Below are 12872 nucleotides of genomic sequence, written 5' to 3' on the forward strand. Positions count from 1 at the left end.
CCTCGGGTGGCGGGGAGGCTCAGCCGGCCCGGACGGCGGCGACGGGGTGGGTGTCCGGCCGGTCGGCGCGGGCGGGTCCGGGGGCCGGGACCTTGCGGGCACCGCTGGAGGGCCCGCCGGGGGACAGCGCATGGGGGAGTCCCCCGACCGGGGGGCCGGGGGGCCGGCCGAGGTCGGCGTCGTGGCCGGTGATGAGCCGCATGGGTGGGGACCTCCGGGGAAGTTGCGCCCGCACGCCGGGGGCACTTCACCTGATCAGACGGTAACTGACTGATCAGGCATTGCCGCCGTCGCGCACTCTGCCGCCAGCTTCCGCCGTCCGCCGCCCGCCCGCACCCATGGCTGCGCCGAACAGGGCAGCCCCGCGGAGCGGGCCGGGCACCCGCCCGGACGGTGCGGCGCGGTCGGCGGCCCGGCCCGGCGGCCCCGGCGGTCAGCGCAGTCGGGGCAGCGCCGCCCCGGCGCTCAGGCTGAGCATCCGCAGATCACTCACGAACCGCTCCCGGCGGTCGGCCGGCAACCGGTCGAGGAACAGGCGCTGGACGTTCTCGGCGTGCACCCGGGCGGCCCGGACACAGGTCTCCTCGCCCAGCCCGGTCAGCGTCACCAGCTGCACCCGCCGGTCCTCCGGGTGCTGGGTACGACGCACCAGTCCGGCCGCCTCCATCCGGTCCACCAACCGGGTCACCCCGCCGGTGGTCAGCACCCGCTCACGGCCGATCTCCCGCATCGGCAGCCCGGGCGCACCGGCCCGACCGAGCACCAGGAGCACCTCGAACACCGAGTGGCCGACCCCGCACTGCTCCTCGATCGCCCGGCCCAGGATGTGCTCCAGCCGCCCGGCCGCGCCCAGCAGATGCCCGAACGCCAGCACCCTGTCGTCGCCCGCCGCCTGCGCCGCCGTCGAGATCTCCCTGCCGCCTGCCACCGGACACCGTCCTCGTTCCGCACACCACCACCGCGTCATCGCGCCGCCGAGAGCACAGCATCGCGCATCCGCCGCCCCGCCCGGCGCACCCGGGGCCGCGGGCGCGGCAGTACGAGCCGCCGCGCCCCGGCGCGGGAACACCGCAGGAGCGTCCCGCGTTCGACCGGCATGATCAGTGACGCCGCACCCCGTACCCCCGAGATCCTGCGCTACGCGGCCTTCGCCGCCGACCCGGCCGGCGGCAACCCCGCCGGGGTCGTCCTGGACGCCACCGGCCTGGACGCCGGAGCGATGCTGGAGATCGCGGCCCGCCTCGGCTACTCCGAAACCGCCTTCCTCACCCCGGGCGAGGCCCCCGGCCACCACGTGGCGCGGTACTTCAGCCCCCTGATGGAGGTCCCGTTCTGCGGCCACGCCACCGTCGCGGCCGCCGTCGCGGTGGCCGAACGCACCGGGCCGGGGCGCTTCACCTTCCACACCGGCGCCGGCGAAGTCCCGGTCGAGGTCGACCAGGACGGCGCCGGCCTGCTGCGGGCCACCCTGACCAGCGTCGCGCCGCACACCGAGCCGGTCACCGCGGCGGACGCCGAGCAGGCGCTGGCGCTGCTCGGCTGGGCCGCCGCCGACCTCGACCCCGAACTGCCGCCGCGCTTCGCCTACGCCGGTGCCCGGCACCTGGTGCTGGCCGCCGCGAGCCGGGCCCGGCTCGCCGACCTCGCCTACGACTTCGACGGGCTCGCCGCCTGGATGACGGCCCGCGACCTGGTCACGCTGCAACTGGTCTGGCGGGAGGACGCCGACACCTTCCACGTCCGCGACCCGTTCCCGGTCGGCGGCGTGGTCGAGGACCCGGCCACCGGTGCGGCCGCCGCCGCCCTCGGCGCCTACCTGCGCGAGATCGGCGCCGTCACGGCCCCGGCGCAGCTGACCCTCCATCAGGGGGAGGACCTCGGGAGGCCGGGCATCCTGCGGGTGGTGCTGCTGGAGGGGGACGACCGGGTCCGGGTCGCCGGCACAGCGGTCGTGATCCCGGCCTGACCGACGGCCCGGGCCGCGGCCGGCCACGTCCGGAGCCCCGAGCGTGGCCGGCCGCGGGGACCAACGGAACCGTGGTCGGCACTGAGATCGGTCATGACCGGGCAGCGGCTCGGCCAGGGGCTGGTTCGTCGACCCGGGCATGGGCCGATCCGGTTGTCGGGGTGGCCGGACGGTCGGCACGGCCGGTCACGAGTGCCGGGCCGCGAGTGTCAGGACCCCAGCCCCCTCGCTCGTCCTCCGCACCCCGTCCTCGACGGACGCCCGGGGGCAGGCCCTACTTCGGCGCCTGGAAGCCGCCGACCCTCTGCTCGAGCAGTTCGGCCAGCCGCAGCGGGGTGCGGTCCTCGAACATCGGGCCGATGATTTGAACCCCCACCGGCAGGCCCTCGGGGGACCGGCCCGCCGGCACGGCGGTGGCGGGCAGGCCGGGCAAGGTGGCCAGGCCGGCCCAGACGAGCTGGTCGAAGTACGGGTACTCGACGCCCTCGATGTCGATCCGGCGTTCCAGCGGATTGGGGTCGTGGTCGTGCGGGAACGCGGCAGTGGGCGTGATCGGGCACACCACGGCATCGAACTCGGCGAACAGTTGCCGCCAGCCGTGGCGGTGCAGTTCGCGGCGGTCGTTCGTCCGGAGCCAGTCGCGGTGGCTGAACACCATGGCGCGCAGCCGTGCCGCGTCGAGACTCCGGTCGTCCGCGCTGAGTCCGGCGGCGCGGATCCGCAGCTGATCGTACGATTCGACGGGGAAATGTGCGACGGCGCCCGAAACCAGCAACTGGCTGTAGAGCGTGCCGGCCTCGGCCAGATCGGGCAGCAGCGGACTGTGCCGTTCGACGAGGGCGCCGCCGTCGACAAGCGCGTCGGCGACCCGGTTCACACCCGCCCGCACCGCCGACCCGGTCGCAATGAGCGGATGCTCGTCGATGATCAGGACCCGGAAGTCGCGGAGCCGTTCGTGCCGCGCGGGCGGCAACCGCAAGTGGTGCGCCACGCCGAGGGTCAACGGATCCGGTCCGGCCATGACGTCGAGCAGGAGCGTGAGGTCGCGGGCGCCGCGCGCCATCGGACCCACGACGGCGGGGTCGAGGTCGACCGGCCACGCCGGCGCGGACGGCGGGACCATACCGCGGGTTGCCGCCAGCCCGAGGGTCGACTTGTGCGCATAGACACCGCAGAAATGCGCGGGCGTGCGCAAGGAACCGGCGAGGTCGGAGCCGATGGACAGCGCGCCGAATCCGCACGCCAGGGCCGCCGCCGAGCCGCCGGAGGATCCGCCCGACGTGCGGCCGTGGTCCCACGGGTTGTTGGTGGTGCCGTAGACCTCGTTGAAGCTCTGGATGTCCTGCAGCCCCAACGGCACATTGGTCTTGCCTAGCACCACCGCGCCGGCGGACTTGAGCCGCGACACCTGTACCGCGTCCTCGGTCGGCACGTAGTCCCGGTGTTGCGGCATGCCCCAGGTCGTGGGCAGCCCCGCGATGTTGTAGGACTCCTTGACCGTCACCGGAATGCCCAGCAGCGCACGGTCCTCGCCGCGGGCACGCGCCCGGTCGGCGTCGCGCGCGGCAGCCAGCGCGCGGTCGAAGTCCGGCACACAGATCGCGTTGACCACCTTGTCGTCCCGCTCGATACGGGCTATCGCCTCCTCGGTCAGTTCCACCGAGGTCACTTCACCGGCACGCATTGCGGCCGCCAACTCTTCGGCTGTCCGAAAACTCCACTCCATGAATCCGACCCTAACGGCCTCTGAAACAGGCCATCAAATGCTGCTTCGCGCAACGGAATAGATATCCCACCTCGTCAGGTTCTCTCCCTCCACAGACGATTCGTCCGACGGTCGGCCACGGCGACGAGTGGATTTCCCGAAGGTCGAGGCTCCGGCGGGAAGGGCGCATCGAAGCACCGCACCGCGCGCCGCACCGCGCACCACACCGCGCGCTTCGCGCTCGTGCCCAAGCTCCGGACGGAGGTGGAGGTTGGTGAAGTCGGCCCGGGGCGCGGTTCCGGTCTTTCGACCGGCCCGTTTCCCCGGAGCCGCTTCCCGAACCGGGCATGCGACTTGGCATCGCACCCGGCTCTCCACAAGCCCCGAAAGGGCCTCGTGGTGGTGGTTCTCATCCCGCGATCGGCCAGGGAGTGGGGATGGCTGCTCCCCGATAGCGGTAGCGCGTGGTGCCTACCGAGATGGGGTTGAACAGCTCCCTGTTCTCGCTGGCCCACCAAGATCCACGGCCGAAGTAGTGGCGGTAGATCTTCCTCAGGGCCGTCTTGGGGTGTTTCCGCCGCGCCCATCGCCAGACCGTGTGCCACAGGTAGTGGCGCAGGTAGGAGAAGGTCGCGAAGGACACTCCGGGCCTGAAGTAGGCGCACCAGCCCCGCAGCGCCGGGTTGAGCCGGAGCAACAGGGCGTCGAGCGGCTGGTTCGTACCGACCTCGCGGCACAGCGTCTTGACCTTGGCCATGATGGCCCGCAGGGCCTTCTTGGCGGGGTAGGTGTAGACGTAGTACCGATCGGTGCCTGGTTTTCGGTGGCGCTGGATGCGCCAGCCGAGGAAGTCCAGGCCCTGCTCGATGTGGGTGAGCAGGGTCTTCTCCTGCGACAGGCGCAGGCCCATCGTGGAGAGGACCGCTGCGATCTGTTCGCGCAGCGTTTCGGCGTCTGCCTGGGTGCCGTGAACCATCAGGCACCAGTCGTCCGCGTACCGGACCAGCCGGAAGTTGGGCAGACTGCGGCGTCGACGCCTCCGGCGCTCGTTGAGTTCAGTTCCGGGCCCTCCGGGAGCCTGGGCGATGAACTCGTCCAGGACCGAGAGAGCCACGTTGCTGAGCAACGGCGAGAGGATCGAACCCTGCGGGGTGCCGGTGTCGTTGTCCCGCAACAGGCCGTCCTCACCGAGGATGCCCGCCTTGAGGAACGCCTTCACCAGAGCCAGGACGCGCTTGTCCCCGACTCGTGCCCGCACCCGGTCCATCAGGGCCGTGTGCGAGATCTCGTCGAAGCAGGCCTTGATATCGCCTTCCACGATCCACTCGTACTTCTTGGACGTGAGCAGACGCACCTCGGCCACCGCGTCATGGGTCCGGCGGTTCGGGCGGAACCCGTAGGAACACGGGAGGAAATCCGCCTCGAAGATCGGCTCCAGCACCAGCTTCAAGGATGCCTGCACCACCCGGTCGGTGATCGTCGCGATCCCCAGGCGACGCAGCTTGCCGCCCGCCTTGGGGATCATCCGCTCCCGCACCGGCAGGGGACGGAAACTGCGGTCCTTGATCTGCGACCGCAGCATGCCGAGGAACTCCTCGACTCCGACCCTCAGCGCGATGGACGACGCCGTGCGTCCGTCCACCCCGGCAGTACGTGCACCCTTGTTTCCCCGCACCCGGTCCCAGGCCACCAGAAGGAAGCCGGGATCGGCGACGAGATTGAAAAGGTCGTCGAACCTGCGATGAGGATCACCACGAGCCCAACGGTGCAGCTTGGTCTGGATATTCAGTACCCGCAGCTCTGCCCCGAACAGGGCGGACTCCAGATCGTCGGTGTTCACCGGCGATGACCTCCTGACCTTCCAGTAACTTCAGCCACTGACTTGCTGGCCCCCTTGGCCCTGCGACCGGCTTTCCCGGCCTCCTTGACGGGTCGTTACTCCCGCGACTACTACGGGGCCTCCGCCCCACCCACGGCCATCAGTCGGCAACGGACCTGCCCACCGCCGCACTGGCTGTCCGGCGGTTCGGGCGACCGCAGGTGGTTCCCACGTTCACCACACAATCGATCGGTCAGGGAGGTGCCCAGCTCTACTCCGGCAGCATCGCCACGTCTACGCCGCAGGCTTTCAACGTGGCCTCCCCACCGGAACAGGAAATCCGGCTTCGGAGTTGACCTGCCCGCCCGAAGGCGCCCGCGTCACGCACTGCACACCGGCCCGTATCCACCAGGTTTGAGCCGGCTCACTGCTTACGGAGCTTCAACCACTGGTTCGCTCTCGCTACACCTTCTGACCTCGCTAGACGGACCCGCACCGTCCGGTAGTCCCGGCACGTCCCGCCGTTGTCGGGGCTGCTTGCCGCCCTCCCCGGCGTTCCCCGGATCAGGCTGCCCCCAGCTTCACCAGACCGCTGCGACGATCCGGCGGAGAAGGCCTTTCACCTCCACTCGATTGCATAGCGCCTCGTGGCGCACACCCGTGACAGTGAAGGTGGACGGCATGCCACTGAAGTTGGACCAATGGCCGCTTGTGCCGTCCAAGATGGATCGCTGCGTGGATCGGGACAGCGAAGTTGGACGAGTGTTGTGACTCGACGCCGACACTCGCCTGGTTGTGGTGGTCGGCCGGCCCCTGCCCGGCAACCGCAACGACTGCAGGGCATGGGAGGAATCCGGGGCCAAGGCCGCCGTCGGCCGGACAACCACGACCGCCGACGGCGGCTACCCCGGAACCGGCCAACGGGTTCGCGCCCGCGTCGAGCACGCCTTCGCCCGGATGCAGACCTGGAAGATCCTGCGCGACTGCCGCCTGAGAGGCGACGGTGTGCGCCACGCGATGCACGGCGTTGCCCGCCTGCACAACCTCGCTCTCACGGGATGACTCCCGCCGCATGCGGGTCCAGAGTGGTCCCCGAGGGACGACTCCCCACCTCGCAGTCTCGGAGGAGAAATCAGGCGAGGCAGAACTCGTTGCCCTCGATGTCCTGCATCGTGATGCACGACTCGTTGACGCCATCAGCGCGCTGCGTCAGCACGTGTTTTGCGCCGAGCGCCGTCAGCCGTGCGCATTCGGCCTCGAGTGTGGCCAGGCGCTCGTCACCCACGAGCCCGACGCCGGCCCGCACATCGAGATGCACCCGGTTCTTGACGACCTTGCCTTCGGGAACTCGCTGGAAGAGCAGGCGCGGAGCCACGCCCGAGGGATCAGTGCACGCGAAGTAGATCTCATCCTCGGGCGGCAGCGAGCGGTGGCACTCCTCCCACGTGGCAAAGCCCTCCGGGACCGCCGGCATGACGTACCCCAGCACCTCGCACCAGAAGGCGGCGAGGCGCACGGGCTCCGCGCAGTCGAAGGTCACTTGGAACTGTTTGATCGTTGACATCGACGCACAATAACAGGGGACCTGCTCGTCTCCCCAGGTCGGGAAGTCCGCACGTCATCGGGAGGAGGGCTGCTTCCCCGCTGTCGTGTCGTGCGGTCGCAGGGGTGAACCGAGGTCAGCGCCTCCGGGAATCTGGGATGCGAACCCGGCCAGCCACTCCCGTGCTGCCAAAGGCCAGTTACGGGACAACCCTTGGTCTTTGCTGCTGAATGAAGGGAACCGCTTGTCACCGGATATGGCTGAAGCAGAGGCGGGGATGAAGGGGATCACGTTTCCTGCCTGGCACGGAAAGCACTACGTGACCCTGGCGGAGCTACTCGTCCGCCTCGGCAGCCTCTGCCTGGACCTGAAGTGGCGCGTCGAGTTCGACGAGATCGTCGATCCTCGCTGCGGCGAGATGGAGAGGCAGTCTGCCGACGGCGGCATGTGCCCGGCACCACCGACAGCGCTACCTCATGGATCGGCTGAGCCAAATGGTCACGTCACCCTGGTCAGGCCACAGCACCAGTCCGACTCCGCTGTCTCGAACCGTGCAGTGATCCATCTTGATTGGAACGGCCGATCGTCGCTCCAACTTCAGTGGCATGCCGTCCGGCTTCGCTGTCACACGTCAGAGGTGCCGGCGCCCGCCGACCGGGGGCGGGCCGCCCGTGGACGCAGCGCCCCCCGTAGCCTGCCGGGCCCGACGAGGCCGCGGCGGCGCCGATCCGGATCGGTGAGCCGTCACCCGAACCCCCGCGCGGAGACCCTCCCGTGCTGGAGGCGCCGAACCGCCTCGCCGAGGAGAGCAAGAACTCGCGGGATGTCGCACAGCCGTTCCGGCCGGACCGGCCCCGCCGAATATTCGGTGGCGCCCGGTCATGCCGTACGGCAGCCTGCCCGGATGGAGCGAACGAACGGTCGAACGGTCACCGTCCACCTCACCCACCTCGGGGACCAGCTGGGGCGGCTCGGCCCGTTCGAGGTCGACGGCGTCCGCTGGCCGATGGTCGGCAGCACCGTCGCCCGGCTGGAGGAGCAGCTCGGCGCACCCGTCGCCGTGCTGCGCCTGGTCGGCGTCACCGGCGGCGAGGGCGGCCGGGGCGGGCACGTCACGTACCACGCGGAGGCACTGGAGCGTCCGGTCCGCGGCCTCCCCGGGGCGGCCGACGAGGACGACGTCGCGCTGCTCGGCCCCGCCGCCGGCCGGGCCGACTGGGCCACCGCCGAGGGCCTGCGCGCCGGCCTCGCCTGGGCCGACCAGGCCCTGCGCGCCGCCGGCCGGCCGCCCGTGGGGCCGGCCGAGCAGATCCGCACCTGGAACCTCTCCGGCCTCCACCGGCTGCCCACCGCCGGCGGCGCGGCCTGGCTCAAGACCACCACCCCGGCCTTCAACGCCTGCGAGGCGAGCGTCGTCGAGCTGCTGCACGCCGTCGACCCCGACCTCGTCCCCGAAGTGATCGCCGCCGACCGGGACCGCCGCCGCCTACTGCTCGCCGAAGTACCCGGCGAGGACTGCTGGGGTCCCTCGGCCGAGACCGTCGCCGACGTCCTGCCGCGCCTGGTCGCCGCCCAGGCCGCCCTCGCGGGGAGCGACGCCCTCGCCGCGGCCGGCCTGCCCGACCGCACCCTCGGACACCTCCCCGCCCGGCTGCGCCGGGTGCTGGACGGCGAGGCCGCCCAGGACCTGACGCCGGAGGAGCTCGCCGCCGCCCTGCGCCTGCTCGAACGGCTGCCTGCCCTGATCGCCGACCTGGAGTCCTGCGGCCTGCCCGACACCCTCGTGCACGGCGACTTCCACCCCGGCAACTGGCGCTCCGACGGGCGGCACACCGTCGTCCTCGACTTCGCCGACAGCTGCTACGGCCACCCGGCCCTGGACGGGCTGCGCCCGCGCGACTTCGTCTCCGCGGAGCGCTGGGAGCAGGTGGCCGACGTCTGGGCGCGAGCCTGGGCCGTGCACGCCCCCGGCTCGGACCCGGTCCGCGCCCTCGCTCTGGCCGAGCCCCTCGCGCACCTGCTGTACGCGGTCCGCTACCAGGAGTTCCTGGACAACATCGAGACCACCGAGCGCCCCTACCATGAGGGCGATCCGGCGTCCGAGATCCGCGCGGCCCTGGCCTGCGGCTGAGCCCCGGAACCCGCACCACCGCGATCGAGAGGCACCACCCATGCCGTCCGCCCGGCCGTCCCTGCTGTACGTCTCCGACCCCGCCTACCCGGCCAACGGCCGCAGCTACGGGGACGAGGACATCCGCCTCACCGCCCGCCTGCGCGAGTACTTCGACCTCGCGCTCTGCCACCCGCTGGACGCCCGCGCCCTGATGGGGCGCTTCGACGCGGTGGTGATCCGCAACAGCGGCCCGGTGCTGCACTACCAGCAGGAGTACGAGGCCTTCCGGCGGGCCGCGCTCGCCGCGGGCGTCCGGGTCTACAACCCGCTGACCGGCCGGGGCGACATGGCCGGCAAGCAGTACCTGCTGGACCTCAGCACCGCCGGCCACCCGGTGATCCCCACCGCCGACGGCGACCTCGGCGCCGCCGCCGCCCTGGCCGCCCTCCCGGCGGCCGACCGGTACGTGGTCAAGCCCCGCCTCGGCGCCGACTCGCTCGGCCTGCGTGTGGTGGACGCCGCCGGGCTCGCCGCCGAGCCCCTGGCCGACTGCCTCGTCCAGCCGTACATACCGCTGCGCCACGAGGTGTCGTTCTACTACGTGGACCGTGAGTTCCAGTACGCCCTGTACGCCCCGGACCCGGAGCGCCGCTGGGAGCTGGAGCCCTGGCAGGCCACCGCGGAGGACCTCGCCTTCGCCGCCCGGTTCATCGACTGGAACACCCTGCCGTTCGGCATCCAGCGCGTCGACGCCTGCCGGACCGAGGACGGCGGGCTGCTCCTGGTGGAGCTGGAGGACCTCAACCCGTACCTCTCGCTGGACCTCGTCGACGCGGACACCCGCGAGGCGTTCGCGCAGGCCTTCCGGGGGTCGGTGGAGGCGCTGCTGCGGGCCGGCTGAGCCGGTCCGCCGTCCGCCAACGCCAGCGGCTTGATGAACGATCAGGTCGAAGTACCGGCCACGCCGGCCGGAAGCGGGCGGGCCCGAGCCGGGCCCGGGGTGGGGGCACGCCGGTGGTGATCATGCCGCCCTCCGGGACGTCCATCTCCTTTCGTCCGGCGTGCCGCCGCGAGTTCGACGAGCATGGGTGGCAGGCGGGTAGCCGCGGAGGGGCCCGGCCCGCCGCGGGCCCGGCGCAGTCCCCGGGTCGGCTGGTCGCCGGGGGCGGGACTGCGGGCCGACGTCACCGGGCGCTGATGCGAGGGGTGCTCGTCCGGTGCAGGTGGGCGTCGATCAGGGCGGTGGTGGCGTCCGGCTGTTCGATCTGCGGAAGGTGGCCCGCCTTGGGGATGACCTTGAGAGCGCCGTCGGCGAAGGCATCGGCGTACGCCGCGCCGTAGGCGGGGGTGACGATGCGGTCGCTCTCCCCCCAGAGCAGGAGGGCCGGCACCTGCACACGTCCGAGTCGGCGCAGGAGCTTGGGGTCGTGCATGTAGGGGTCGCCCGCGAGGGTGTGCACGGTGGCCATGTTGGCCTGCCGGCGGGCGAGTTCGTCGGAGGGGACGCCGGCGGGGTCGACGAAGTAGCGGTCCGGGTCGTGCCAGGAGTGCTCCGCCGCGCCGCGCGCGTCGAGGGCGAAGAAGTCGGTGATCGGTTCCGCTTCGATGTTCACGCCGACGGCGTCGATCAGGACGAGGCCGGTGATGATTCCCGCGGTGTCGCGTACGGCCATCTCGGCGGCGATCCAGCCGCCGAGCGAGGAACCGACCACGAGGACGTCGTCCAAGGCCCGGTCGTGCAGGTGGTGCAGGTAGGTGAGGGCGAGGTCGTCGATGCCGGTCAGCCATTCGGGGCGGTGGGTGCCGTCCCAGCCGGGGTGCACGGGCGTGATGGCGTGGGCGGTGCGGGAGATGTGCCCGGCGAGGCCGGCGACCGTGGCCGGGCCCCCGCCGCCGTGCAGGATCAGGACCGGCCGGCCGGTTCCGGCTTCGGACAGGGTGAGGGGCAGGTCGGGGTACACGGCTGAGGTGTGGTCCGGAAGCATGCCCTCAGAGTAACTAAAGATCCTTATATAAGCTAGCTTAGTTAAGTCGTAGACTGGATCCATGAATGGTGAGCTGCAAGAACTCGGCAGAGCGGTCAAGCAGGCGCAGTACCGGCAGCACCGGGCGCTCGACAGTGCGCTCTCGACCGTCGGCACCACACTGGCCCAATGGGACGCCCTGCGGGCGATCGGCCGCGCACCCGGGGCGTCGGCCCGCGAATTGGCTGCCGCGACGTTCCAGAGCGAGCAGGCCTTCGGAGCGCTCGTCGGCCGCCTGACGGCCCAGGGCGTGGTCGAACGGCGCCCGGGACACGGCCGGCGCATCGAACACCACCTCACCCCTGCCGGTGAGCGGACCCTGGCGGCCGCCGACAAGATCGCCGACGAGGTTCTCGCCACCTGCTTCTCCGCCCTGCCCGCAGCGGACCGGGCGACCCTGCTCGACCTGCTCCGGCGCCTCAACACGGAGGAAACCGGATAGACGGACCGGGGTTCCCCGTCCGGACCGATCGCGCTCTTCGGCCCGGGGAGGTCGTTCCTCGTCGTCTGCCGCCCGTCTCCCCGGGCGGGCGGACCTCAACTCCTGACGGCCTCCGCGATCTGCAGGGCGGCCTCGGCCGGCGTGAGGTGCGTGGTGTCGATGACCTCGGCCTCCCCGAGCAGCCAAGTGCGGGCTGCCTCGGCGTAGGGATCGAGGTACTTGAGCCGGAACGGGGACGGGCCCATGAGAACGTCCCCCTCGATGCGGCCGCGGAGGGTGTCCTGGTCGGCGTGGAGGAGGAAGTGACGTACCGGAATGGCATGGTGGGCGAGACCGGTGCTGATCTCCCGCCAGTACTGTTCGACCAGGACCGTCATGGGCACCACCAGGGCGCCGCCGGTGTAGTCGAGTACGCGGCGGGCGGTCTCGACCACGAGCTGCCGCCACGGCGGCCAGTGCTGGAAGTTGTCCGTCTCGGGCAGCCCCGGCGTGATGTCCATGAGTGTCTCGCCGACCTTCTCGGCGTCGAACACCCGTGAATCCGGAATCAACCGCTGCACGAGCGGACTCGTCGTCGTCTTGCCTGCGCCATGGGTGCCGTTGAGCCATACGATCACCTGCCCGACAGTAGCGTCGTGCGGACCGCAGGCCGTGCCGGTCGCGTCACAGAACGGGCACGGTGCAAGACCGGTGCCCCCAGGGGGCCGGGCCGGGCGGGGCGGCCCGGCGGCGGGTGCCGGGGCTGTCGGTCGGGTGCGGTAGTTTGTGGTCGCCCCGGGGGAGGCCGCCGGAATTCGGATGCCCGGGCCAGGGCTCCTGTGCTTGCCTGTGTCATGCCGAACGCAGGCAGCGGACCAGTCGCTTCCTTGATCTTGACGACGCACCAGCAGGAGTTCTTCATCAACACCGTGATACGCAGGACCGTCCGCACCACCCTGGTCGCCGCCACCTGCAGCACCGTCATCGCCGCCGGGCTCGCCGCCTGCGGAACCGTCCAGCAGCTGTCCGCGGCGCAGAAGGTCTCCGACGCCTTCGGGAAGCTGGGCGACAGCAAGGCCTTCTCGGCCAAGCTCTCGGTGGACGCCACCGCGGCGCAGATCGAGGCCTTCGGCGCCGCCACCGGCGACAAGATCGGCGCCGACAGCGCCGCCGCACTGTCCACCGTGAGCCTGGCCGTCTCGTTCAGCGCCGACAAGCCGCTCAAGGACCTGCAGTCGCCGAAGGGAACCGACGGCAAGCCGTCCGACGCGGGGCACGCTG

General features: G+C 71.5%; 12 protein-coding genes and 1 pseudogene. 5 read left to right on the forward strand and 8 right to left on the reverse strand.

The genetic code is table 11. The features are described 5' to 3' along the window. Positions 1-19: 19 nt before the first annotated feature. Together OG689_RS35255 and OG689_RS35260 are read right to left on the reverse strand one after the other, a co-directional pair. Positions 20-202 (reverse strand): hypothetical protein, encoded by a 183-nt coding sequence (locus OG689_RS35255; RefSeq protein WP_266325155.1) that lies wholly within the window; start codon positions 200-202, stop codon positions 20-22. 231 nt (positions 203-433) lie between these two features. Then, positions 434-928: a MarR family transcriptional regulator gene (locus OG689_RS35260; protein WP_266325157.1), complete on the reverse strand. Its 495-nt coding sequence runs from the start codon at positions 926-928 to the stop codon at positions 434-436. Positions 929-1096: 168 nt separating this feature from the next. Here OG689_RS35260 and OG689_RS35265 point away from each other — a divergent pair, with 168 nt between their 5' ends. Next, entirely contained in the window at positions 1097-1966 is an 870-nt protein-coding gene (locus OG689_RS35265; RefSeq protein WP_266325159.1) for a PhzF family phenazine biosynthesis isomerase, read from the forward strand. Between the two features lie 274 nt (positions 1967-2240). On the opposite strand, the gene OG689_RS35270 is transcribed toward OG689_RS35265, so the two are convergent. Continuing rightward, a complete protein-coding gene (locus OG689_RS35270) occupies positions 2241-3692 on the reverse strand; it encodes an amidase (RefSeq protein ID WP_266325161.1) in 1452 nt (483 codons plus the stop codon). Positions 3693-4080: 388 nt separating this feature from the next. Next, a complete protein-coding gene (gene ltrA / locus OG689_RS35275) occupies positions 4081-5511 on the reverse strand; it encodes a group II intron reverse transcriptase/maturase (protein WP_266325163.1) in 1431 nt (476 codons plus the stop codon). A 744-nt stretch (positions 5512-6255) separates the two neighbouring features. Between ltrA and OG689_RS35280 the strand changes: the two are divergent. Further along, a pseudogene (locus tag OG689_RS35280) lies at positions 6256-6552 on the forward strand (IS5/IS1182 family transposase); the annotation flags it as partial. A 70-nt stretch (positions 6553-6622) separates the two neighbouring features. Here OG689_RS35280 and OG689_RS35285 read toward each other — a convergent pair. Next, positions 6623-7054 carry a VOC family protein gene (locus OG689_RS35285; RefSeq protein WP_266325165.1) on the reverse strand — a complete coding sequence of 144 codons (432 nt, stop codon included), beginning with the start codon at positions 7052-7054 and terminating at the stop codon, positions 6623-6625. Positions 7055-7937: 883 nt separating this feature from the next. On the opposite strand from OG689_RS35285, the gene OG689_RS35290 reads away from it, so the two are divergent. After that, the gene (locus OG689_RS35290; RefSeq protein WP_266325167.1) at positions 7938-9164 is read left to right on the forward strand and encodes an aminoglycoside phosphotransferase family protein; all 1227 of its coding nucleotides are present in this window, start codon (positions 7938-7940) and stop codon (positions 9162-9164) included. Positions 9165-9204: 40 nt separating this feature from the next. Beyond that, positions 9205-10047: a hypothetical protein gene (locus OG689_RS35295; protein WP_266325169.1), complete on the forward strand. Its 843-nt coding sequence runs from the start codon at positions 9205-9207 to the stop codon at positions 10045-10047. A 283-nt stretch (positions 10048-10330) separates the two neighbouring features. Here OG689_RS35295 and OG689_RS35300 read toward each other — a convergent pair whose 3' ends face one another. Further along, on the reverse strand, positions 10331-11131 hold the full coding sequence (locus OG689_RS35300) for an alpha/beta fold hydrolase (protein ID WP_266325171.1): 801 nt from the start codon (positions 11129-11131) through the stop codon (positions 10331-10333). 61 nt (positions 11132-11192) lie between these two features. Here OG689_RS35300 and OG689_RS35305 point away from each other — a divergent pair, with 61 nt between their 5' ends. Next, entirely contained in the window at positions 11193-11612 is a 420-nt protein-coding gene (locus OG689_RS35305; RefSeq protein WP_266325173.1) for a MarR family winged helix-turn-helix transcriptional regulator, read from the forward strand. 95 nt (positions 11613-11707) lie between these two features. On the opposite strand, the gene OG689_RS35310 is transcribed toward OG689_RS35305, so the two are convergent. Then, on the reverse strand, positions 11708-12229 hold the full coding sequence (locus OG689_RS35310) for an ATP-binding protein (RefSeq protein WP_266325175.1): 522 nt from the start codon (positions 12227-12229) through the stop codon (positions 11708-11710). Next, positions 12226-12807: a hypothetical protein gene (locus tag OG689_RS35315; RefSeq protein ID WP_266325177.1), complete on the reverse strand. Its 582-nt coding sequence runs from the start codon at positions 12805-12807 to the stop codon at positions 12226-12228. The genes OG689_RS35310 and OG689_RS35315 overlap by 4 nt, the downstream gene beginning before the upstream one ends. Between the last annotated feature and the right edge of the window lie 65 nt (positions 12808-12872).

Source organism: Kitasatospora sp. NBC_00240, from assembly GCF_026342405.1.
Taxonomy (GTDB): Bacteria; Actinomycetota; Actinomycetes; order Streptomycetales; family Streptomycetaceae; genus Kitasatospora.

What these genes read in the sequence shown, in the direction of transcription:
- OG689_RS35300 (WP_266325171.1), bottom strand. Translation starts at nt 11,131, where the DNA reads ATGCTTCCGGACCACACCTCAGCCGTGTACCCCGACCTGCCCCTCACC.
- OG689_RS35295 (WP_266325169.1), top strand. Translation starts at nt 9,205, where the DNA reads ATGCCGTCCGCCCGGCCGTCCCTGCTGTACGTCTCCGACCCCGCCTAC.
- OG689_RS35305 (WP_266325173.1), top strand. Translation starts at nt 11,193, where the DNA reads ATGAATGGTGAGCTGCAAGAACTCGGCAGAGCGGTCAAGCAGGCGCAG.
- OG689_RS35285 (WP_266325165.1), bottom strand. Translation starts at nt 7,054, where the DNA reads ATGTCAACGATCAAACAGTTCCAAGTGACCTTCGACTGCGCGGAGCCC.
- OG689_RS35255 (WP_266325155.1), bottom strand. Translation starts at nt 202, where the DNA reads ATGCGGCTCATCACCGGCCACGACGCCGACCTCGGCCGGCCCCCCGGC.
- OG689_RS35270 (WP_266325161.1), bottom strand. Translation starts at nt 3,692, where the DNA reads ATGGAGTGGAGTTTTCGGACAGCCGAAGAGTTGGCGGCCGCAATGCGT.
- OG689_RS35290 (WP_266325167.1), top strand. Translation starts at nt 7,938, where the DNA reads ATGGAGCGAACGAACGGTCGAACGGTCACCGTCCACCTCACCCACCTC.
- OG689_RS35265 (WP_266325159.1), top strand. Translation starts at nt 1,097, where the DNA reads ATGATCAGTGACGCCGCACCCCGTACCCCCGAGATCCTGCGCTACGCG.